The organism is Flagellimonas taeanensis (assembly GCF_003584105.1).
GTDB lineage: Bacteria > Bacteroidota > Bacteroidia > Flavobacteriales > Flavobacteriaceae > Flagellimonas > Flagellimonas taeanensis.
This window is the reverse complement of the sequence record NZ_QXFO01000005.1, coordinates 66,410-87,587: the sequence shown is the minus strand read 5'-3', so window position 1 is coordinate 87,587 and position 21,178 is coordinate 66,410. Positions and strand designations below refer to the sequence as shown.

Genomic DNA, 21,178 nt, shown 5'->3' with positions numbered 1-21,178 from the left:
GATTATTTGGAGCTTCTTTTGATGGAGCCGGTCACTTCGTCCACATTCTTTTTCACCTCGTTCAGCTCATTGCGGATATCCTTGGTGAAATCGGTATCGATGCCCTGTTTTTCGGCACTTTTCTGAATCTCACGTTTGATATCGTCCGTGGCATCCCGCAACTGGCGCATTCCCTTGCCAAGTCCCTTGGCTATACTTGGAATTTTGTCGGCACCAAAGACCATCACCACTATGAATAGGATGAAAAATATCTCCGCACCGCTTATGAATAGAAAATACATACAACAAATATAATGAGAACTTGGTAGGAAAATAAAAAAAGCCCCGTGAAATCACGGGGCCCTAAATAGTTAAATTTTCGCTATTTTTCTCCTTTAATACTCTCCTTGAACTTATCAAAGTCTGACTTCTCGTCTTTCTTGGGCCAGGAGTTGTTGGTGGTATCGATATCGGCGGTTTCCAGTTTGGGGTCCACCACGATGCCCACCAATTCTTTCTGTGAAGCAACGACCCTTTTGACTTCGGCGTCGTTCTTTCTCCAGATTTCTGGAGGATAGGTCACATTTTCCTTGCTGCCATCGGCATAGGTATATTCCACGATCAATGGCATGGGAACACCTCCCGGCTTGTCAAAAGTGATCTCATAGAAATATTTGGGTTCCTTCACTTGAGACCTTTCGGCCTCGGTCATGTTGTCCATCATAAACTCCTTCAAGTTCTGTGAAGTCTCTGTTGGGGATTTTCCCTTCAGCTCAGGCATATAGTCCTCGCTATCCTCTTCTGCCAAGTACACCAATGGGGGAAGGTCGGCCTCGGTAAGATTCCTATCGGCCATATATTTCTCCATTTCTTTGGTAGGTTTGTTGGTCACATAGTATTTTTTGACCCCTTTGACCCCTATGTCCACATAATCAGTGGTGTAGAACCAAGCTCTCCAGAACCAATCCAAGTCCACTGCGGATGCGTCTTCCATGGTACGGAAGAAATCCTCAGGAGTGGGGTGCTTGAACATCCAACGTTGTGCGTAAGTCTTGAAGGCATGATCGAACAATTCCTTGCCCATTACCGTTTCCCTCAAGATGTTCAGTGCAGTAGCTGGTTTGGCATAAGCATTGGGTCCCAATTGGTACACGTTCTCGGGGTTGGACATGATGGGGGAGATAAAGTTTTGGTCACCACTCATGTAGGGCACAATGGCAGCTGGTTCACCCCTTTGGGATGGATATTTTCCGTTCGGGGCAATGATGTCCGGGTAGGTTTTTCCAAAATCCTGCTCTGCCAAGTACTGCATGAAGGTATCAAGACCCTCATCCATCCATCCCCACTGACGCTCGTCGGAGTTGACGATCATAGGGAAGAAGTTGTGTCCCACTTCGTGGATAATCACACTGATCATACCGTATTTCACCCTATCGGAATAGGTACCGTCCTCATTGGGGCGTCCATAGTTCCAGCAGATCATGGGGTATTCCATCCCTTGGTTCTTGGCATGTACGGAAATTGCCTTGTGGTAAGGGTAGTCAAACGTATGTTTTGAATAGGTCTGCAGGGTCTGAACCACGGCCTTGGTGGACATGTCTTCCCACAATGGGTTTCCTTCCTTGGGGTACATGGAAACGGCCATAACGTCCTTTCCGCCTATTTTGACGGCCTGCATGTCCCAAATGAACTTGCGCGAAGAGGCAAAGGCATAGTCCCTGACATTGGTCGCCTTGAACTTCCATGTTTTTTTATCCGTGGAAAAACCTTTTTCCGCAGCTTCCACTTCTTCTTGGGTCACAATGATCACCGGTTTGTCATACGACTTGGTGGCTTCCTTGTAACGTTTCATCATTTCTTTGGAGAACACATCCTCCCTGTTCTGCAATACCCCGGTGCCATCCAAAATATGGTCAGCAGGCACGGTGATGCTCACATCGTAGTTTCCAAAAGGCAGGGCAAACTCGCCACTTCCCCAAAACTGATGGTTTTGCCATCCTTCCACATCGCTATAGACTGCCATCCTAGGGAAGAACTGTGCGATCACATAAGCACGATTACCGTCCTTGGGGAAGTACTCATATCCAGAACGGGCCCTGTTTACGGTGTGATCGGGAATATTGTACCACCACTTGATGGAAAAGGAAATCTTCTCCCCGCTTTTAAGGGCTTGGGGAATGTTTACCCGCATCATGGTCTGGTTGATGGTGTAGGACAATGGCTTACCACTGGCATCCTTCACCCACTCGATGTTGAACCCTCCATCGAAAGGCTCACTGATATAGGTTTCGGTAAAATTGCCCGCAGTGTAGGCAATGTTCACACCATTACCGTCCCTCAATGGGGATTTGGAGTCTTTGGCACGTACGTTTTGATCCAACTGTACCCAAAGGAACTCCAGGTTGTCCGGTGAATTGTTGTGATAGGTGATGGTCTCCTCACCATAGAGTTTGGCATTTTTGTCGTCCAGTTCCACGTTCATGACATAATCTGCCTGTTGCTGGTAGTAGTCTGGTCCCGGAGCGCCCGAAGCCGAGCGATAGGTGTTGGGAGTGGAGAACTCCTCGTACAATTGTTTGAACCTACTTTGGTTGTAGTGTCCTGGCTCCCGTTCTTTTTTTGCCTCTCCTTCCTGCGCCATGGCCATGGCACCAAAAAGAAAGAGCAGGGATGCTACGTAATGTTTGATTCTGTTCATTTTCAATTTGATTTTATGAGGGTGAAAAATAACGCATTTTAACCAATTGTTAACAAAGCGTTATAAGTTTAACATTCCTTTATTATTGCTCTTCATCAGCACGAAACTCTTTTTGTTCCCCTTCCATTTCACATGGACCACGTTCTTCTGTTCGTCAAACAGGTCGGTGAGCACTTCGTTCTCCACAGTCATGGTCGTGATAGAGGATAGCTTTACTTTCGGAATTTCCAGATAGCAAATGACCACATCGTTATCGTACCGCTTTCCCAAGAAGTTGTATTGGGCCGCTTCCCCGTTGAATAGGACCAGAAATTTGGCCCGTAGGTACTTTTCAATGTATTCATCGGCCACCTTGGCCTCGTCCGGGGTGGCCAACTTGGCCTTGATGCCATAGCGTTCGGCCAAAAGGGCATCCAAGTCGTCTATAAAAATACGGGAAGTGATCTGAAACGCATCCTCCTCCTCGGCATAGACCATGTTGGTGACGCTCACATAGAATTTATGTGCGGTGGTGAAGGACAAAAAAAGGGCCATTGCCAAAGGCGAGACCAATACTTTTGCAATTTTCCGCTTCATCATGGTATATCTGACGTTATTATTAGGGCAATGTTACAGTTTTATAGGGTTATCTGCAATTTGTTTGCCAAAACAACTTTTTCAAGACATAAGAAACCAGACCAAGTACTATATGTCAGCTTATTACTTTGTTACTGAGTTATTGGTTATTGTGCTTGGTATTGGATGCTCGAGGTCAGTTCTTGGCTCTTGCTTCCTTTGTTTTTCGTCCATTTTCTCTGTTCTAGAACTTGGACTTGAATTTTTCGCCCCTTCGACTACGCTCAGGGTGACAGCTATGGTTGGCAATTCGACATCAGATATCCGACTTCTGACTCCCGGCTTCCAACACCACAAAACTTCAGTCCAAATTGTTGTTCTTACGGTAAGCACGGCTCTTCTCCACCATGAAGTCCCAAATTTTCAACTTGTCGTGGGTATCGACTGTTTGCTGGAACGTCTCGTCCACCTCACAGAAATACATAAAGTCGTCCAATTTTTCCATAGGAATCTTCAAGGTCATCACAAACAGGGAATCCACATAAAAATCCTGTACGCGTTGGGTCCTAGCGTAGGTATTGTCCACTTTCACCCGGTTCTTCAACATTTTGGTACGTCCGCTGATGGCATTGATGATGGGATTGAGCGACATTCCACCCCCTGCTCCGCCAACACCGCCGCCTGCCGTCATGGTCATGGACGATGCTTCCCGAAGCAACCGTTCACTTTGGGTCAGGGGCTTTACGTTTGCATTGGGCAGACCCAGGGCCGATGCACTCACATCCTTTTCCAAGGTCAGTTTGTCCAAGTCTTGGCTCAAGTCCCCCGAAAGGTTATAGGGTCGTACCACCACTTCTTTCAGCTCGTTGACGAACTCTTCCATGGGCACTTCCACAAAACTGGTTTTGTACAGCACTTCGGTCACGGGTACTATTTTTCTCTGGTAATGGACCGCTGAGAAGACCAACGTGTCGCCCAATTGCACATTGATGGTAAAGTTGCCATCCATGTCGGTGATCACCGCCTGCTCCAAGCTGATGTTCTGGACCACCACCCCTACCACATCCTTATCGGCACTGGTGACCCTTCCCCTCAATGCTTTCACAGGCCCATCCTGGGCGGTGGCAAAAAAGCCCACGAAGCACAGCAAAGGAAGAAAAAAATGCTTCATTCCTCATTCAAGGTTTCCAAATACTCCTTGCTCTGTGTGACCAGAAAATCAATCAGTTGGAACTCGTTATCCTTTCTGAGAAGGGTCTGGGAGGGTATCTTATCATCACAATAGAGCAAAAAGGCATCTATCTTGTCCTGCGGAAGTTTCAGGTCCACCACAAAAAACTCATCGTCATACACATGCCTGAGCACCTCGCTCACTTTTAGTGGCTCCCTTTCCTGACCATCCACTTCGCGGGATTTGAAAAGGGCCTTGAAGATGTTTACAAAATTGAGGCCGTTCTGCATGCCCCGAACGGTTTGCGATTCCGCGACGTTCACCACCTCGGTGCCCCTGTCTATTTCGTAGTCGAACTGCTTAAAATCCTCGTTCTTTACCCGAAGAAAGCCCTCTTGGTTCTCGGGGGTCACGATCACTTCGTCCAGTTCGGTCACCTTTTCGGTCACCTCCACCACCAATCGGTTGTTCTGTAAGATCTCCGGGGTGATCTTCACCACCATCAATTGGTAGTTCACCGCCGTGAACACCACTTGATCGTCCACTTTCACCGCAATAGTGAACTCCCCATCATCGTTGGTGATGGTGGCCTCGCCCGAGGTAGAGTTGATCACGTTCTCATTGGGCACATTGGTGTTTCGGTACAGTACCTTTCCACGGAGCAATTGGCGATCGTCCTGTGCCAGCGATGTAGCAGAGAACAGAAAGGAGAACACGACCAAAAGAATATTTTTCATTGTTTGTATTTTAGATTGATGCCCTTTTGGGGCCTAAACCGAGGCTTGTCATCAAAGATACGGCAAAATCAGCCGTCCAAAAGTGGCCCGACCACCCCTAAAATGACAATTGTGCCGACAGCTCTTTGCCATAACACCTCAAGCACAAGTTAAAGAAAACCCTTGAAGCCCATATAAAAAAATGTAGGGGTTCTAAACTTTTGTTAATTATACGTCCAGTGGGCAGGCAGTAGATTGCAGTAGGCGGTACGCAGCTTAGCAGTCTTGGCTATGGTTTCTTGGTTTCAAGTGTAAGGCTTGGAGTTTGCTGTCTCTTGTTTCATGTTTCTCATCCCTTGTCTCTCGTCTTTTGCCCCACCCACAACCCGCAACCCGAACTCCGTTCACCCCTGAACTTCGCATTTGGACGGGAAATGGTCAAAAAATAATGATATAAGATTAGTTTTGTGGATTACGTTAGCGAATCCTCAAATACTAACACTGTGAAAACGTACATTAGCTACTTGGTCATTGCCCTACTGATGACCCATACTCTGACCGCACAGGTCAAGATTGGCGACAATCCACAAAACCTCAACAATTCCTCTGTACTGGAATTGGAAAGTACCTCGCGTGTGCTCGTCATCACGCGGGTAAATGACCTCCAAATGAATGCCATTTCCCCCTTGCGCGGTGCGTTGGTCTATAATACCGACCACGACTGCCTACACTACTATACGGGAACGGAGTGGGTCAACATTTGTGAGGAACTGGACAATTCCTTTACGGTGAGCACCCGGGCGGACCATATGCGGCCGATCAACCCCAATGCATTGGACAATACCGTGGTGATCACGGAAACGCCCAACCCGGACGGCAGTATCAACTATAATTTTGAGGTGGGCATCATCAACGGGGCCAATATTGCCCCTTCGGCAGTGAACGGGGACAAAATCCAAAACGGTTCCGTGGGCAGCCAAGATTTGGCCCCTCGATCCGTAGGACTCTCCCATTTGCAAGATGGAGGTGCCAATGGCGACCTTTTCCAATGGAATGGCAGCGCATGGACCCTGATCAACGAAGCGGATATCAGCATCACCGAATCTCAGGATCTCGCCGACGTCATTGCTGTAGACCCCAGTGCAGGAAACCAGCAAATTAAAGATTTGCAAAACCCAACCGCAGCACAAGATGCCGCAACGAAGGCCTATGTGGACACCGAGATAACCAACAATGCCGCCAATGGGTCGGAGACCATCCTCAACAATGGAACCGACATCAATATCACCGGAAACGGAACCGCCGCCACTCCATATGTCATCAACAGTACATTTACCGAGGCACAGAACCTTGCCGATGTGATAGCCATTGACCCAAGTGCGGGCAACAGTGCCATCACCGATGTCCTGGACCCGACCGACCCTCAGGATGCCGCAACGAAGGCCTATGTGGATGGTATAACTGTCACCGAAGGTGAAGGAATCACAGTAACCCCCTCCGGCCAAGAATTTAATGTGACGGTTACCAATCCTGTTATTGCTATGGGAAAAATCATATCAGGAGCTCTTGGAACAAATTTTGGAATTAACAATTTTGCTAATAACACAGGTGGTTCTTATGAAATTATTTTAAGCACAACACCGTCAGATTTTATAGTGCAATTAACTACTTCTAGTAATCTTGGAGCAAGATCAATTCAAGTAACTAATCAAACTGCAAACTCATTTGAGGTACAAATTTATGAAGGCACCTCTCTTTCAGACTCTGATTGGCATTTCACTGTAATAGCATTTTAATCTTGAAACCCCTCCACCTCATAGCATTCCTATTGTTCGCCCATTTTGCAGTGGCGCAAAGCGCCCTGCACCATGCCGGCAACATGCGGGTACATTTTGGCGGTTCCAACAGTGGCCTGGGCCTGCACACCAACTTTACCAACAATGCCCCCTTTGAGCAGAACGAAGGCTTGGTGGGCTTCTATGGCAACAGTTCCATTCAGGTAAGGGGCAACACCATCCCCACGTTCAGGGATGTGGAGTTTATGGCCACTAGCGAAATCTTTTTGCATATTCCCGTACAGGTGCAAAACAATGCCAACTTTATTGAGGGCAACGTGAACACCCCTACCGATGATCAGACGGTCTACCTCAACTTTATGGAGCATGGTTTTTCCGCCAGCGAGAACGACGACTCCAAGGTCACCGGCTTTGCCGCCGTGAACAACCGCGACTTTTTTCGGTTTCCCGTTGGGGATCATCACCAACTCCGGACCTTGACGATGGAATCGGAGGGCAGTACGCCCCTGGCCGTATGTGCCTATTTTTTCGAGGACCCTTCCACACCCCTGTCCGTTCCGGGCGCTTTTGATGTGGAGGAAAAGGTAAGGGACATCGGCACCGTCACCAATCGGGAATTTTGGATCTTTCAGAGCGATGTACCCGCTAAAGCGACCATCAGCTGGAACACCCGAAGTGCTTTGGGCCTGATTCCCAATGCTACTTTGGAGGCGATAATCGTGGTGGGCTGGAGCAAGTCTTCCAACCAATGGGTCATCATCGGTAATTCCGCCATCAGCGGTGATGTGACCGAGGGTTTTGTGACCTCGGAAACCTTTGTGCCCAGTGATTATGCGGCCATTACCTTTGGCACCATTCCTTTGCCCACGGACACTTTTGCGGTGAACAACCCTACCTTGGGCAACTATTTCCTCAGTCCCAACGGCGATGGCGTGAACGATTTTCTGGTCATTGACAATATGGACGAGTCGCCCAACAACAGCCTGCGTATCTTTAACCGATTGGGCCAAAAGGTTTTTGAAAAAATCAACTACACCAACGAGTTCAGAGGTGATTCCAACACCGGGAGCTTCGTCATGAGCCAGGACGTTGGCCTTCCCGAAGGAATCTATTATTACCTGGTCACCCTGGACGACCTCAACCTGCAATACACCGGCTTCCTCTTCCTGGATCGCTGATTTCCAAAGAACCCATTCCACAGCTAGGGCAATCTATTATGGGTTGTGGTTGGAATTTGTCAGTTCGAGTGATTTTTGATGGTTGAGCGAAGTCGAAACCAATGAAAAATTGTATCGAGAACCACAACTTCAAGCCGAATATCCCGTCCTATATATGGATAAATTTTGATCTCTTTTTGGCTCCATTGACAGATTATTGCGATTTTTACGTTGTTTGATGGGAGGAGGTTCTATGGTCCATGAACAACGGCCACACTGAGCTGGCACCCTGAGCGTAGTCGAAGTAAGTCGAAGGAGTAGAAAACCCAAGTCCAACTTCAGGTTCAAGAAATGAGAAAACAGAACCACGAAAAATGACGAAAGACAAAAGAAACAAGAGTAGAGAACTGATCTCATGCATCCAGCACAACAAACATTGACCCAATAGCTAAATAACCGAACAACGGCATAACGTATCTACGATGAAAAGAAGGACTTTTTTAAAAACCACCTCCGTATCGGGCCTGGCCTGTGCCCTGCCCCCATTTTTTCCTTTTCCGACCAATGACGAATACACCACCGAAGAGCTCATGGGAAAGGCCAAGGTGGAACTTTTCGGAGAAGGCATCAACCTGAGGAAAGCGGCACACGATTCCTTTTTGGAGATGAAAAAGGCCGCCTATTCAGCCGGGTTCGACATCAAGATCGTTTCCAGTTTCAGGGATTTTTACCGACAGGAGGGCATTTGGGAGCGTAAATACCTTAGCTATACCGAGGACGAGCGACTGTCCCCCCTAAAGGCCATCGACAAGATCATTGAATATTCCACCATCCCCGGCACCAGCAGACATCACTGGGGTACCGACATCGACATCATAGATGGTTATCCCAAAGCATCGGGAGATGTGCTGGTCCCCAGAAAATTTGAAAACGGGGGACCTTACGAGGGGCTAAAGCTATGGTTGGACGAGAACTCGGAAAAGTTCGGGTTTTATCTGGTCTATACCAATGACCCCAGACGAAGGGGCTTCAAATATGAGCCTTGGCACTATAGCTATGCGCCCATTTCCATTCCCATGCTCACCGCATACCGCAGGTTGAATGTTATGAAACTGTTGCTCCAGGAAGAGTTTCTGGGCATTGAGCACTTCACGGCCGGGTTTGTACGGACCTATGTCCAAGACCATATTTTGGACATCAACCCAAAACTTTTGTAGCCATTGCGCATTTTGATTAAAATTTGTCAGTTCGAGTGATTTTTGATGGTTGAGTGAAGTCGAAACCAATGAAAATCGTATCGAGAACTAGAATTTCAAGCCAAAGAATCTTCAAAATGCACTGCACATTTTTATAGCCCTTTTTTCGTATCTTCAACTACCGCTAAACACGAACACCATGAGAAGAGGGAGTTGGAGGATCCGAATCTTGGTTGGCCTTGCCATTGTGGCCTTTGCCTTTATCCGTCGCTGTAGCAACCAAGAAGAAAACCCCTATACCGGGAGGGTCCAGAACATTGACATGACCACGGAACAGGAAATTGCCATTGGGCTGCAGAGCGCACCCGAAATGGCGCAACAGCACGGAGGGCTATATCCCGATGAGCGTTTGCAGAACCTCGTGGACAAGGTGGGCAACCGGCTTGTCCAGAACAGCATTGCCAAGGAGACTCCATATAGATATGATTTCCATTTGCTGGCAGACGACCGCACCATTAATGCCTTTGCCCTTCCGGGCGGGCAAATTTTCATCACTTATGCCCTGTTCTCCCAACTCAACGAGGCCCAATTGGCCGGCGTACTGGGGCACGAGATAGGTCATGTGATCGGCAGGCACTCTGCGGAACGTATTGCCGAGAGCGGATTTTGGCAGACATTGGCCACTGGCGCATCCGTGGGTGGCGATATGGGAAGTGTGGTGAGTGGTATTGGACAGAACACCTTGTTGAAAAATGGGCGTGGCGACGAACTGGAGAGCGATGACCTTGGCGTGCTGTTCATGATTGAATCTGGATATGACCCCCATGAAATGATCCAGGTGATGGAAATTTTAAAATCGGCAGCAGGGCCCAATCGGGTCCCCGAGTTTCAGAGCACCCACCCCGACCCGGAAAATAGAATCGAAAAGATCAAGGAAGCCATAGCCAAATATTCAGGTCGATAGAATCGACACGTTCATCGAGAAAAGGACACAAGTCATTAGATTTCACTATCTTTGAGGTAACCCCAAATCCTACAACATGCATTTGCTTACCCATTTGTGCTATCTAAACGAGAGAACACATTATGGGAACACTATTACACTTTAAGCACCTCTATTTTGAGGCATTTGACGATTGTAAACCAAGCTTTGTGGTACTTTTTTTGAAAGGGTACTCCATCTTTTGTGCGGTTATGCTGTTCATGGCGGTATATGCATTTTTGTACAGGGCTTTTACAGGCTTTGAATTCTGAGCCAAAACATACTCTTTTGCAAGAACACTAAACTAGGTAAAATGAGGCAAAAAAAGGCCCATCCTTAAGGATGGGCCTTTTTGTTTGGACGAATAAACTCTTTTTTCTTTTACATAGCGGTTTCCAAAAGAGCCAGTACATCAGTGGCATTGGACAACTCGGCATGTTTCTTTACCGAATAGCCCTTGTCACAGCGCTGTTTTAGGTTGGCTCCATTGTCAATGAGCACCTGCAGTACCTCTGCCTTGTTGTACCGTGCTGCATAATGCACAGGGGCCATGCCCAAGGATTTTTGGTTCACATCCTCTCCAAGTTCAATAAGTTTTTTCACGGTCTCAACGTCGCCCTGCATCACAGCCTTGCAAAAGCTGCTGAGTTCTGGAACTGTTGTGGTAAGGTTCGGATTTTCATTGGAAGGAAGTTCGTTGGCGGAAACGCCGGTCACTGCTAGCATGCACAATGCAGCTACTGCAAAAATTGCTTTTTTCATGATGATTGTTTTTTGATTAATGAATTATAACTTCTGTAAAAATAGACTCCCCTAGAAGCAAGATGTTACACGATTAACACTTAAATAACTAAATTTTAACAACCTTTCAATTTTAACATAAAATAATTAACAATTTCGCAATCAGAAAATTAGGGAAACCCTAGGGCATCCAAGCAGATCATTTTATTTTTGTGGATTGTCCTGATTTTATCAGAAACAAAACTTTCGTCAACCTGAACTTGTTTCAGGTTCTCATTGAATTACTGATTTTCTATGCTATGGGATTCCGAAATAAATTCGGAATGACACGTAAAAGAGATCATTACTTATAACGGATATTCAATATTTTTGAAAACATAATTTCCATCACATGAACAAGAAGGTCATTTTAATGATATTGGACGGTTGGGGGAAATCCCCAGACCCCAAAGTTTCCGCCATAGCACAGGCAAACACCCCATTTGTGGACTCACTCTATACCCAATACCCCAATGCGGACCTGCTCACCGATGGTATGAACGTTGGTCTGCCCGAAGGACAAATGGGCAATAGCGAAGTGGGACATATGAACTTGGGCGCAGGCAGGATCGTGTACCAAGACCTGGCCAAGATCAACAAGGCCGTGAAGGAGGATACCCTGAAAAACGAAAAAGTGATCCAGGAGGCCTTTGCTTTTGCCAAAGGCAACAACAAAGCGGTACATTTTCTTGGCCTGGTGAGCGATGGAGGCGTACACAGCCACATAGACCACCTAAAAGCACTGATCAAGGCCGCCGATGAAAGCGGTGTCAAGAATGCATTCGTTCATGCCTTCACCGATGGCAGGGACGTTGACCCCAAAAGCGGGAAAGGTTTTTTGGTCGATCTGGTCAACTTCTGTTCAGATAAAAGCACCAAACTAGCAACGGTCATCGGAAGGTACTACGCCATGGACCGGGACAAACGATGGGAACGGGTAAAACTGGCCTATGATGTAGTGGTGAACGCCGAAGGAGAAAAGATACAGGACATCGGCAAGGCCATGCAGGAAAGTTATGACGAAGGGGTCACCGACGAGTTCATCAAACCCTTGGTGCTAACAGATGCCAATGCAGAGCCTTTGGCCAAAGTCCAACCAGGGGACGTAATCATCTTCTTCAACTTCAGGACCGACCGTGGCAGGGAGCTTACCCAGGCATTGAGCCAACAGGATTTCCATGAGCAGAACATGCACAAAATGGACCTGTATTATGTCACCATGACCAACTATGACGAATCCTTCAAAGGGGTCAAAGTCATCTATGACAAGGACAACATCAAGGAAACCTTGGGAGAAGTACTCTCCAAAAATGGAAAAAAACAGATCCGGATTGCGGAAACGGAGAAATACCCACACGTGACCTTTTTCTTCAACGGCGGACGCGAGGAACCCTTTAAAGGGGAACAACGCATCCTCTGTCCATCACCAAAGGTGGCCACCTACGACCTCCAACCGGAAATGAGTGCCTACGAGATACGCGATGCCATCATCCCTGAACTCCAAAAAGGTGAGGTGGACTTTGTCTGCCTTAATTTTGCCAACCCCGACATGGTGGGCCACACCGGAGTCATGTCAGCGGCCATCAAGGCCTGTGAAACGGTAGATGAATGTGCCAAGGATGTCATTACCGCAGGATTGGAAAATGGATATACCTCCATTGTCATTGCCGATCATGGCAACTGTGACACCATGGTGAATCCGGATGGCAGCCCCAACACGGCCCACACCACCAACCCGGTACCTTTGATCTTGGTGGACAAGGAACTGAAGCAGATAAAAAGTGGTGTTCTAGGGGACATTGCCCCGACCATCCTAAAACTGATGGGAGTGGCACAGCCTGAAGCGATGACACAAAAACCACTCGTTTAGACAAAGATGGGCAAATTCCATAGAATCAATTTATCTTTGCAGCTATGATTCAAGTCAAGACAGCAGAGCAAATCGAATTGATGCGTGAAAGTGCCTTAGTGGTCTCCAGGACCTTGGGCATGTTGGCCAAGGAAATCAAACCGGGGGCCAATCCCTTGCATCTGGATAAAATGGCCGAAGAATTCATCAGGGAACAAGGGGCAGTTCCTGGATTTTTGGGCATGTACGATTTTCCCAATACCCTGAACTGGAGCCCCAATGCCCAAGTGGTACACGGCATTCCAAACAATGACCCCTTGAAGGAAGGCGATATTGTATCCGTGGATTGCGGTGCACTCAAAAATGGTTATTACGGGGACCATGCCTACACTTTTGAGGTGGGCGAAGTGGCCGAGGAGACCAGAAAGCTACTGCGGGTGACCAAGGAGTCTCTATATATCGGTATTCGGGAATTCAAGGAAGGGAACCGAGTGGGCGATGTGGGCTACGCCATCCAAAAGTACTGTGAGGACCATGGCTATGGTGTGGTACGCGAACTGGTGGGCCACGGCTTGGGAAGAGAACTCCATGAAGATCCCCAAATGCCCAACTATGGAAAAAGGGGGCGTGGGAAAAAATTCGTCAATGGTACGGTGGTCGCCATAGAACCCATGATCAACATGGGAACAAGGCGCATCAAACAGCTGAAGGACGGATGGACCATTCTCACCGCGGACGGCAAGCCCAGTGCACACTTTGAACACGATGTGGCTTTGGTCGACGGAAAACCGGAACTACTTTCCACCTATCAATACATCTATGATGCCCTGGGCATCACCAGTGATGAAGAGGATGAATTCCGGAGCAAAAAATTGGTACTTTAGTGTAAAGAATTGACACTAATTTCACCAATTACTCCAATAAATGTCCCAAATCATTTATAAACACGAGTCCTACTTTGTCATTGGTCTATGTATGAATGTCCATAATGAACTTGGCAAGGGATTCAGTGAAGCTGTTTATGGCGATGCTCTTGAAATTGAGCTCAAGTCCAACGGAGTCCCTTTTCAAAGAGAGGTCAAATTCAATATTGAGTATAAGGGCAAAACACTGAAGCATCAATATTATGCCGATTTTATAGTGGATGACAAAATTATTCTGGAATTAAAGGCCATAGAAAAAATATCCAGTGGCCATATCAAGCAAACCATGAATTACTTGGCTGCATCCCAAATGAAGCTGGGCTTGATTGTGAATTTTGGCGAGGATCAACTTACGTATAAGAGAGTTTTACTTTAAGTCATTCGTGTAAATTTGTGTAATTCGTGTCAAAAATTTTTAAATACCTTCTCAATCTTATTCCAAGACCCCTTCTAATTAGATTGAGTTATTGGGTACGCCCCTTGATCGCTCTTTCCCTAAAGGGAAAAAACTTTACCGACCCCATTGATGGCAGAACTTTCAGGAGCTTCCTTCCTTACGGCTATGAAAATCCGCGGGAAAATGTACTCTCTCCTTCCACGCTCTCCTTGGAAAGGCACCGCCTGCTTTGGCTTTATCTCAAAAACGAAACGGATTTCTTCACCAAAACGCACCAAGTTTTGCACTTTGCCCCTGAACAGGCCTTTTACAAAAGGTTCAGAAGGCTGAAAAACATCGAATATACCACGACCGACCTCAATTCGCCTTTGGCGGATGTGAAAGCGGACATCTGCAACCTGCCCTTTGCCGACCATAGTTTTGATGTGATCCTTTGTAACCATGTATTGGAGCATATCCCCAACGATACCAAAGCGATGCAGGAACTCTTTCGGGTGATGAAACCGGGAGGGTGGGGCATTTTCCAGATTCCGCAGGACCTAAAACGGGAAAGGACCTTTGAGGACGACACCATCACCGATAAAAAGGAGCGGGCCAAAATCTTTGGACAATACGACCATGTGCGTATTTACGGAAGGGACTATTTTGACAAACTCCGCAGCGTGGGATTCACAGTCGAGGAAGTGGATTACACTTCCGTTCTTCCAAAGGAAGCCGTGGAACGGTACCGATTGGCCAAAGGGGAGATCATTCCTTTGGTGCGGAAATGATCATTGTGCAACCAACGTTTTGAACCCGGGAGTCATATATTCGTTGGTATTTCCCTCTTCATCCAAATAAATGATGTAAGCTTCCAATTCTCCGTGGTCCCCAAGAATCTTTTGGGACTCTTCCAAATCCATGGCCATAAAGGTCGTGGCAAAGGCATCGGCCAACGCACAGGTGTTCGCAACGACGCTGGTAGCCAATACATTGGAACTTTTGGTGTATCCCGTTTTGGGGTTGATGGTGTGCACATATTTCTTTCCCGTTTCAGGGTCCACCCTGAATTTTCGGTAGTTGCCCGAAGAGGCCATGGCCCTATCCTTAAGGGAAACTATCTGCTTGAGTTGGCGGCCCTCCTCGACTTGCGGGTCGTCTATGCCCACGGTCCATTGTTTTTCAGAAACCAGGTTGGTTCCTTTTGCCAGTACTTCTCCCCCCACTTCCACCAGATAGTTCTTTATGCCCTTGGCATCCAACATGGCCCCCAATCGGTCTATGGCATAGCCTTTGGCCACGGCATTAAAGTCAAAACGGATGGCAGGATGTGCCTTAAATATGGTATTGTCCTTATTGATGGCCACTTTGTCCCATCCCACATAAGCCAAGAGGCTATCTACCCGCAGGCTGTCCAGTTCTAGCTGTTCTCCGGGACCAAACCCCCACGCATTGGCCAAAACGCCCACAGTGGGGTCAAAATAGCCGTTTGAGGCCTTGTGTACCTTGTTCGAAATCTCAAAAACTTCCCTGAACATTTCATCCACAACAATGGTGGAGTCTCCTGCATTGATCTTGGAGATGTCCGATGTGGGAATGTAGGTGGACATAGATTGGTTCACCACTTGGAAAACAGAATCGATCTCTTGTTGGTAGTCCAATTCACTATCTGAAATATAAATGATGGAATACGTAGTGCCCAGTGCATTGCCCCAATTTTGGTTTTTGGTCCATTGCCCTTTCGTGCAGCATAAAAACAATAGGGACACCCCTAAAATGAATGTCTTTTTCATGGTCTATATCTCAATCAATCCTTGGTAGTCCACAATATACTCTTCATCCAGATACAACGGTAGCCCCCTGTCCTCAGCATTGGAAAGTCCTACCCCGGCATAAAAGGTCTTTGCTTCGAATTTCAGGGCATGGTCCTTCACGATCTGCATCAATTCAGCATCATATTCCCTTGGGTCCAGCGGAAACTCCACATTGCGCACCACGATAAAGTGCAGCAATTTTTCCTTGAGGCATACGTATTGGGGATTCTTTTTCAATTTACTGTTGATGGCCATAAACTCAAAGCCATCGGCCTCCAGTTCCCGTCCCACTATGTTCATGGCCAGGTTGTGCAGTTCCTGTTCTGTCAATTCTCTTCCCATAAGTAACAAAAAACCGATGCTTTGGGCATCGGTCGGTTTTTATATATTCCCCTCGTTGACCGCCCCGAAACCAATTTCGGGGCAAGTGTTTGAGGTCAAGTTTTCAACTTTTGGTCTATCCTCCAAAGTCATCGAACCTGATATTCTCATCTGGAATACCAAAATCCTGGCCCATTTTCTCTACCGCCTTGTTCATCAAGGGTGGTCCACAGAAATAGAGCTCAATATCTTCGGGAGTCTCATGGTGATTCAAATAATTTTCGATAACACAATTGTGGATGAACCCAACAAAACCATCACCTGCCTCATCATTGATGTCTTTCTTTACTTTCCAGTTGTCCTCTTCCAAAGGCTCGGAAAGTGCCATGTAGAACTTAAAGTTCGGAAATTCATTTTCCAATTTCTTGAAGTGGTCAATATAGAACAACTCCCTCTTGGAACGTCCACCATACCAATAGGTCACTTTTCTATTAGTCCGTAGAGTCTTGAACAGATGGTACAAATGTGAACGCATCGGCGCCATTCCGGCCCCACCACCAACATAGAGCATTTCGGCTTCGGATTCGTTGATGAAGAACTCACCGAACGGACCTGAAATCACCACGGGGTCGCCTGGCTTCAACCCAAAGATATAAGAGGAAGCGATTCCGGGGTTGACATCCATCCACCCATTTTTGGACCGGTCCCATGGCGGTGTCGCGATACGTACGTTCAACATGATTTCCCTTCCTTCGGCAGGGTAAGAGGCCATGGAATAGGCCCGCTCCACAGTTTCCGGATTCTTCATGACCAAGGGCCATAGATTGAACTTGTCCCATTCATTCTTGAACTTGTCCGGGGTTTCATGTTCCTCTGGGTGGGCCGTAATATCGATATCCGAATATTTCACCTCACATGGGGGTATCTCGATCTGGATGTAGCCCCCTGCCTTATAGTTCATTTCTTCGGGAATCTCCACCACAAACTCCTTGATGAAAGAGGCCACATTATAGTTCCTGACCACTTTGGCATTCCATTTTTTGATTCCAAAGACCTCTTCAGGAATGGTAATCTCCATATCCTGTTTTACCTTCACCTGACAGGCCAATCTCGCCCCGTGTTGCAATTCCTTTTTCGAGAAATGGGGGGTTTCGGTAGGCAATGCCTCACCTCCGCCCGATAGCACATGGCATTCACATTGGATACAGGTTCCACCCCCTCCACAAGCGGAAGGCAGGAATATTTTTTGGTTCCCCAAGGTGGAAAGAAGCGAACTTCCTGACCCTACCTCTATCTTTTTCTCACCGTTGATGGTGATGGTAACAGGACCTGAAGGGGACAATTTTTCTTTTGTAAAAAGCAACAATGCCACCAACAACAACAACAAAACCAAAAAGGCTACTACGGTAATCAGAATGGTACCTCCGGTACTTGCGGCTAAAATCATCTTTACTTGTTTATAACTTCGTTATAGGAGACTGTTTTTTCTTCGTCCTCCAGTTCCTTTTTGATCTCTTTTTCTTCTTTGGCCTCCACGGTAGTGGTCGCAGTAGGCTCTTCAGGCGGTTCATTGTCACCTGTGAGCATTCCTCCAAAACTCTGGAAACCAATACCCATCAACCCCGTAATGATAAAGGTAATCCCTAGGCCACGCAATGGTGCGGGCACATTGGAATATCTGATTTTTTCACGAATGGCAGCAATGGCCAAAATGGCCAAGAACCATCCTATCCCTGAGCTCACCCCATAATTCAGTGCCAATCCCAAGTTCGGGATCTCACGGGCCTGCATGAACAGGGAACCTCCCAAAATGGCACAGTTCACAGCGATCAGGGGCAAGAAAATACCCAATGAGTTGTATAGGGAAGGTGAAAATTTTTCGACCACAATCTCCACCAATTGCACCATGGTGGCAATAGTGGCGATGAAAAGGATGAACGAAAGGAAGCTGAGGTTGTAATCGGCATACTCAGGCCCTAACCAAACCAAGGCCCCATCCTTCAGTAAATATTGGTCCAGCAACCAGTTGAGCGGCACGGTAACACCCAAAACGAATATTACGGCGGCCCCCAAGCCTACGGCAGTGGACACTTTCTTGGACACGGCCAAATAGGAACACATTCCCAAAAAAACCGCGAACACCATGTTGTCTATGAAGATCGACTTGAAAAAAAGTTCTAAATGCTCTATCATGTTTCCTCAGTTTATGCTTCTTCTATTAATGACCTGTTTCTGGAACGTTGTACCCAGATGATGATGCCCACTACGATCAATGCAGCCGGCGGGATGATCATGAAACCATTGTTCTCGTACCCGATGGAATATAGGCCCGTCTTTGTCACGGGATCTCCAAGTACCTTGAACCCAAACAGGGTCCCAGAACCCAAAAGTTCCCTGAAAAATCCGACAATGACCAGTATGATACCGTATCCTGCCGCGTTTCCTATACCATCCAAGAAAGATTTCCATGGCCCGTTACCCAAGGCAAAGGCCTCAAAACGCCCCATGATGATACAGTTGGTGATGATAAGCCCCACAAAGACCGATAGGGTCTTGCTGAGCTCGTAGGCAAAGGCTTTGAGCACTTGGTCCACAATGATCACCAAGGTGGCCACAACCACCAATTGCACAATGATCCTGATTTTTGACGGGATAATGTTACGCATCAATGAGATGACCACATTCCCCATGGCAAGGACAAACATTACGGATATTGCCATTACCACGGAAGCCTTGAGCTCGGCGGTAATTGCCAAAGCGGAGCAGATACCCAATACTTGAATGGTGATAGGGTTGTTGTCCGCCAAGGGATCCAATATCAGATTCGCATCTTTTTTTGATAGTAGCGCCATATTACTTGGTTCTAATAGTTTCTAAATAAGGTTTGTAAAGCTTCAGGCTTTCTTTGATCATGGCGGTCACTCCATTTCCTGTAATGGTGGCCCCTGCCAAAGCATCCACTTGGTTGTCCTCTTTGTCGTTGTTCAAAGGATCGTTGTTTCCTTTGGCAACTGCCACACCTACGTAGCTGTTCCCATCCAAAACGGTTTCCCCTTCAAAATCGTCCATAAAGAAGCGCTGCTTGATATTGGCTCCCAATCCGGGGGTCTCCCCTCTATGGTCAAAGTATACTCCTTGCACCTTCATGTTCGAGTCCACGGACATAAAGCCCCAGATAGCATCCCAAAGTCCTTTGCCGTACATAGGAATGATGTAATATTCCTTACCATCCTTTTCCCCGACAAGCAAGGGCAGTTCGGCACTTTGCCCGTTTTTCACCTTGGCGAGCTCCTTCTGGACATCGATCAAGTAGGCGTTATCTTTTTCCTTTGCTTCGGAACCTACCACGACCAATTGTTTTTTGATATACTTGGCAAATTCGGCTTCCACTTCGGTAGTAGGAATGAAATCAACGCTGCCCTCTCCTTCATTGTTATTGACACCCATGGCATACAGGATGTTCTGCTGCTTTTCAAAACGCACGTTCTCGTCGATCTTTGGTTTAAGACCCGATGCGAAGAAAGCTAGGACAGAACCCACAATGACTACCATGATTACCGCAAAAATTACGGTATAGCTATTTTTTTCTGTGTTGATGGCCATAATACTTAAGCTGTTTCCGTTTTTAATGAATCAACCTCATCCGAAGTTTTTGGATATATGGTGGCTGTCTTCAACCGTTTCAATCTCTTTTTGATGTTGCCCCGTACCACATAGTGGTCAATGGTCGGCGCGAACACGTTCATCAGCAATATCGCCAAGAAAACACCTTCGGGATATCCTGGATTGAACACCCTGATCATTACGGACAGGAGCCCAATGAAGAATCCATAGAACCATTTGCCCCTATTGGTCTGCGATCCGGTCACGGGATCCGTGGCCATGAACACGATACCAAAGGCCAATCCGCCTACCAGCAGGTGTTTCCAGAATTCAAAGCTCATCAATGTGTAGAACTTGCTGTATTCGGGCAACCAACCTGCTTCCACGACACCATTGAAGATCAATCCCATGGTCAAAGCCCCGATGACGGCACTTACCATGATACGCCATGATGCTATTTTTGAAAAAATCAGGAACAAGGCACCTAAAAGGATCAACAACTTGGAGGTTTCCCCAACAGACCCAGGAATGAATCCATAGAACATATCCGAAAGGGTATAGCTAATTTCCGAAGCGTTTCCTTGTGCCAAGAAGCCCAATACGGTCTCCCCGGAAATGGCATCCGCCGTACCGGCCCTATCCACGGCTCCGTGTACCCAAACCTTATCCCCACTCATCCATGTTGGATAGGCAAAGAACAAAAAGGCACGAATGGTCAATGCCGGGTTGAGGATGTTCATCCCCGTACCCCCGAACACTTCTTTTCCAATCACTACACCGAATGCTACGGCAATCGCCAACATCCAAAGTGGGGTGTCAACGGGTACGATCAATGGCACCAACATTCCGGTCACCAAATACCCTTCTTCCACTTCGTGACCTTTGATCACGGCAAACAAGAATTCAATGGCAAGACCCACACCGTAGGACACGATCACCAAAGGAAGTACGGTGACCAATCCCAACCAGAAGTTGTCCCATGTCAAGAAATGCTCAAAAAGGTCAAAATTTTCAGGAAATCCGTTGATGGCCGAGTAATGCTGATATCCCGCATTGAACATACCGAACAACAAACAGGGCACCAAGGCCATGATCACGGTGTTCATGGTACGCTTCAAATCGTCGGCCGCCCGAACGTGTCCGCCACTGTGCGTGGTCTCGTTCGGTGTATAAAGAAAGGTATGCAGGGCGTTGAAGGCTGGCGCCATCTTTTTTCCCTGATACTTTAACTTAAGCTGATGTAATTTTTCTTTCATGCCCAT

22 protein-coding genes are annotated in these 21,178 nt (G+C 47.1%); 9 read left to right on the top strand and 13 right to left on the bottom strand.

What is annotated here, in order from left to right; genetic code table 11:
• Positions 1-2: 2 nt before the first annotated feature.
• The 5 genes from D2V93_RS00460 to D2V93_RS00440 form a co-directional block, all read right to left on the bottom strand.
• The gene (locus D2V93_RS00460; RefSeq protein ID WP_072879436.1) at positions 3-281 is read right to left on the bottom strand and encodes a Sec-independent protein translocase subunit TatA/TatB; all 279 of its coding nucleotides are present in this window, start codon (positions 279-281) and stop codon (positions 3-5) included.
• An 80-nt stretch (positions 282-361) separates the two neighbouring features.
• Positions 362-2,677: a M1 family metallopeptidase gene (locus tag D2V93_RS00455; RefSeq protein WP_072879435.1), complete on the bottom strand. Its 2,316-nt coding sequence runs from the start codon at positions 2,675-2,677 to the stop codon at positions 362-364.
• A 60-nt stretch (positions 2,678-2,737) separates the two neighbouring features.
• Positions 2,738-3,256 (bottom strand): DUF6702 family protein, encoded by a 519-nt coding sequence (locus D2V93_RS00450; RefSeq protein ID WP_119617944.1) that lies wholly within the window; start codon positions 3,254-3,256, stop codon positions 2,738-2,740.
• 337 nt (positions 3,257-3,593) lie between these two features.
• Entirely contained in the window at positions 3,594-4,403 is an 810-nt protein-coding gene (locus D2V93_RS00445) for a carboxypeptidase-like regulatory domain-containing protein (protein ID WP_119617943.1), read from the bottom strand.
• Entirely contained in the window at positions 4,400-5,140 is a 741-nt protein-coding gene (locus D2V93_RS00440) for a carboxypeptidase-like regulatory domain-containing protein (RefSeq protein ID WP_119617942.1), read from the bottom strand. Before D2V93_RS00440 ends, D2V93_RS00445 begins: the two co-directional genes overlap by 4 nt.
• Positions 5,141-5,622: 482 nt before the next feature.
• On the opposite strand from D2V93_RS00440, the gene D2V93_RS00435 reads away from it, so the two are divergent.
• The 5 genes from D2V93_RS00435 (at position 5,623) to D2V93_RS18925 (ending at position 10,522) form a co-directional block, all read left to right on the top strand.
• Positions 5,623-6,915, top strand: coding sequence for a hypothetical protein (locus tag D2V93_RS00435; protein WP_147377327.1), 1,293 nt, complete (start codon positions 5,623-5,625; stop codon positions 6,913-6,915).
• A 2-nt stretch (positions 6,916-6,917) separates the two neighbouring features.
• Positions 6,918-8,093, top strand: coding sequence for a gliding motility-associated C-terminal domain-containing protein (locus D2V93_RS00430; RefSeq protein ID WP_119617940.1), 1,176 nt, complete (start codon positions 6,918-6,920; stop codon positions 8,091-8,093).
• Between the two features lie 461 nt (positions 8,094-8,554).
• The gene (locus tag D2V93_RS00425; RefSeq protein ID WP_119617939.1) at positions 8,555-9,289 is read left to right on the top strand and encodes a M15 family metallopeptidase; all 735 of its coding nucleotides are present in this window, start codon (positions 8,555-8,557) and stop codon (positions 9,287-9,289) included.
• 178 nt (positions 9,290-9,467) lie between these two features.
• The gene (locus D2V93_RS00420) at positions 9,468-10,232 is read left to right on the top strand and encodes a M48 family metalloprotease (protein WP_072878666.1); all 765 of its coding nucleotides are present in this window, start codon (positions 9,468-9,470) and stop codon (positions 10,230-10,232) included.
• Between the two features lie 122 nt (positions 10,233-10,354).
• On the top strand, positions 10,355-10,522 hold the full coding sequence (locus D2V93_RS18925; protein ID WP_313777786.1) for a DUF6747 family protein: 168 nt from the start codon (positions 10,355-10,357) through the stop codon (positions 10,520-10,522).
• 109 nt (positions 10,523-10,631) lie between these two features.
• On the opposite strand, the gene D2V93_RS00415 is transcribed toward D2V93_RS18925, so the two are convergent.
• On the bottom strand, positions 10,632-11,012 hold the full coding sequence (locus D2V93_RS00415; protein ID WP_119617938.1) for an ankyrin repeat domain-containing protein: 381 nt from the start codon (positions 11,010-11,012) through the stop codon (positions 10,632-10,634).
• A 370-nt stretch (positions 11,013-11,382) separates the two neighbouring features.
• Here D2V93_RS00415 and gpmI point away from each other — a divergent pair, with 370 nt between their 5' ends.
• Genes gpmI through D2V93_RS00395 form a run of 4 tightly spaced genes read left to right on the top strand, consistent with a single transcriptional unit; the run spans position 11,383 to position 14,969 of the window.
• Positions 11,383-12,900: a 2,3-bisphosphoglycerate-independent phosphoglycerate mutase gene (gene gpmI, locus D2V93_RS00410; protein WP_119617937.1), complete on the top strand. Its 1,518-nt coding sequence runs from the start codon at positions 11,383-11,385 to the stop codon at positions 12,898-12,900.
• Positions 12,901-12,944: 44 nt separating this feature from the next.
• Complete coding sequence (gene map / locus D2V93_RS00405; protein ID WP_072878660.1) at positions 12,945-13,763, top strand: type I methionyl aminopeptidase; 819 nt, start codon at positions 12,945-12,947, stop codon at positions 13,761-13,763.
• 40 nt (positions 13,764-13,803) lie between these two features.
• The gene (locus tag D2V93_RS00400) at positions 13,804-14,178 is read left to right on the top strand and encodes a GxxExxY protein (protein ID WP_072878658.1); all 375 of its coding nucleotides are present in this window, start codon (positions 13,804-13,806) and stop codon (positions 14,176-14,178) included.
• A 26-nt stretch (positions 14,179-14,204) separates the two neighbouring features.
• On the top strand, positions 14,205-14,969 hold the full coding sequence (locus D2V93_RS00395; protein WP_119617936.1) for a class I SAM-dependent methyltransferase: 765 nt from the start codon (positions 14,205-14,207) through the stop codon (positions 14,967-14,969).
• On the opposite strand, the gene D2V93_RS00390 is transcribed toward D2V93_RS00395, so the two are convergent.
• The 7 genes from D2V93_RS00390 to D2V93_RS00360 form a co-directional block, all read right to left on the bottom strand.
• Entirely contained in the window at positions 14,970-15,971 is a 1,002-nt protein-coding gene (locus D2V93_RS00390) for an FAD:protein FMN transferase (RefSeq protein ID WP_119617935.1), read from the bottom strand.
• A 3-nt stretch (positions 15,972-15,974) separates the two neighbouring features.
• On the bottom strand, positions 15,975-16,334 hold the full coding sequence (locus tag D2V93_RS00385; protein WP_119617934.1) for a Na(+)-translocating NADH-quinone reductase subunit F: 360 nt from the start codon (positions 16,332-16,334) through the stop codon (positions 15,975-15,977).
• 115 nt (positions 16,335-16,449) lie between these two features.
• Positions 16,450-17,760: an NADH:ubiquinone reductase (Na(+)-transporting) subunit F gene (gene nqrF / locus D2V93_RS00380; RefSeq protein ID WP_072878645.1), complete on the bottom strand. Its 1,311-nt coding sequence runs from the start codon at positions 17,758-17,760 to the stop codon at positions 16,450-16,452.
• A 2-nt stretch (positions 17,761-17,762) separates the two neighbouring features.
• Entirely contained in the window at positions 17,763-18,506 is a 744-nt protein-coding gene (nqrE, locus tag D2V93_RS00375) for an NADH:ubiquinone reductase (Na(+)-transporting) subunit E (protein WP_072878643.1), read from the bottom strand.
• 11 nt (positions 18,507-18,517) lie between these two features.
• Positions 18,518-19,165, bottom strand: a complete 648-nt coding sequence (locus D2V93_RS00370) for an NADH:ubiquinone reductase (Na(+)-transporting) subunit D (RefSeq protein WP_119617933.1) — start codon at positions 19,163-19,165, stop codon at positions 18,518-18,520.
• 1 nt (position 19,166) lies between these two features.
• On the bottom strand, positions 19,167-19,916 hold the full coding sequence (locus D2V93_RS00365) for a Na(+)-translocating NADH-quinone reductase subunit C (protein ID WP_072878639.1): 750 nt from the start codon (positions 19,914-19,916) through the stop codon (positions 19,167-19,169).
• 5 nt (positions 19,917-19,921) lie between these two features.
• Positions 19,922-21,178 (bottom strand): NADH:ubiquinone reductase (Na(+)-transporting) subunit B, encoded by a 1,257-nt coding sequence (locus D2V93_RS00360; protein WP_072878638.1) that lies wholly within the window; start codon positions 21,176-21,178, stop codon positions 19,922-19,924.

Coding starts and splice junctions, on each gene's coding strand:
- D2V93_RS18925 (WP_313777786.1), top strand. CDS start 10,355: ATGGGAACACTATTACACTTTAAGCACCTCTATTTTGAGGCATTTGAC.
- D2V93_RS00450 (WP_119617944.1), bottom strand. CDS start 3,256: ATGATGAAGCGGAAAATTGCAAAAGTATTGGTCTCGCCTTTGGCAATG.
- D2V93_RS00440 (WP_119617942.1), bottom strand. CDS start 5,140: ATGAAAAATATTCTTTTGGTCGTGTTCTCCTTTCTGTTCTCTGCTACA.
- nqrE (WP_072878643.1), bottom strand. CDS start 18,506: ATGATAGAGCATTTAGAACTTTTTTTCAAGTCGATCTTCATAGACAAC.
- D2V93_RS00445 (WP_119617943.1), bottom strand. CDS start 4,403: ATGAAGCATTTTTTTCTTCCTTTGCTGTGCTTCGTGGGCTTTTTTGCC.
- gpmI (WP_119617937.1), top strand. CDS start 11,383: ATGAACAAGAAGGTCATTTTAATGATATTGGACGGTTGGGGGAAATCC.
- D2V93_RS00415 (WP_119617938.1), bottom strand. CDS start 11,012: ATGAAAAAAGCAATTTTTGCAGTAGCTGCATTGTGCATGCTAGCAGTG.
- D2V93_RS00360 (WP_072878638.1), bottom strand. CDS start 21,178: ATGGGCATGAAAGAAAAATTACATCAGCTTAAGTTAAAGTATCAGGGA.
- D2V93_RS00390 (WP_119617935.1), bottom strand. CDS start 15,971: ATGAAAAAGACATTCATTTTAGGGGTGTCCCTATTGTTTTTATGCTGC.
- D2V93_RS00365 (WP_072878639.1), bottom strand. CDS start 19,916: ATGGCCATCAACACAGAAAAAAATAGCTATACCGTAATTTTTGCGGTA.
- D2V93_RS00420 (WP_072878666.1), top strand. CDS start 9,468: ATGAGAAGAGGGAGTTGGAGGATCCGAATCTTGGTTGGCCTTGCCATT.
- D2V93_RS00400 (WP_072878658.1), top strand. CDS start 13,804: ATGTCCCAAATCATTTATAAACACGAGTCCTACTTTGTCATTGGTCTA.
- D2V93_RS00425 (WP_119617939.1), top strand. CDS start 8,555: ATGAAAAGAAGGACTTTTTTAAAAACCACCTCCGTATCGGGCCTGGCC.
- D2V93_RS00385 (WP_119617934.1), bottom strand. CDS start 16,334: ATGGGAAGAGAATTGACAGAACAGGAACTGCACAACCTGGCCATGAAC.
- nqrF (WP_072878645.1), bottom strand. CDS start 17,760: ATGATTTTAGCCGCAAGTACCGGAGGTACCATTCTGATTACCGTAGTA.
- map (WP_072878660.1), top strand. CDS start 12,945: ATGATTCAAGTCAAGACAGCAGAGCAAATCGAATTGATGCGTGAAAGT.
- D2V93_RS00370 (WP_119617933.1), bottom strand. CDS start 19,165: ATGGCGCTACTATCAAAAAAAGATGCGAATCTGATATTGGATCCCTTG.
- D2V93_RS00455 (WP_072879435.1), bottom strand. CDS start 2,677: ATGAACAGAATCAAACATTACGTAGCATCCCTGCTCTTTCTTTTTGGT.
- D2V93_RS00460 (WP_072879436.1), bottom strand. CDS start 281: ATGTATTTTCTATTCATAAGCGGTGCGGAGATATTTTTCATCCTATTC.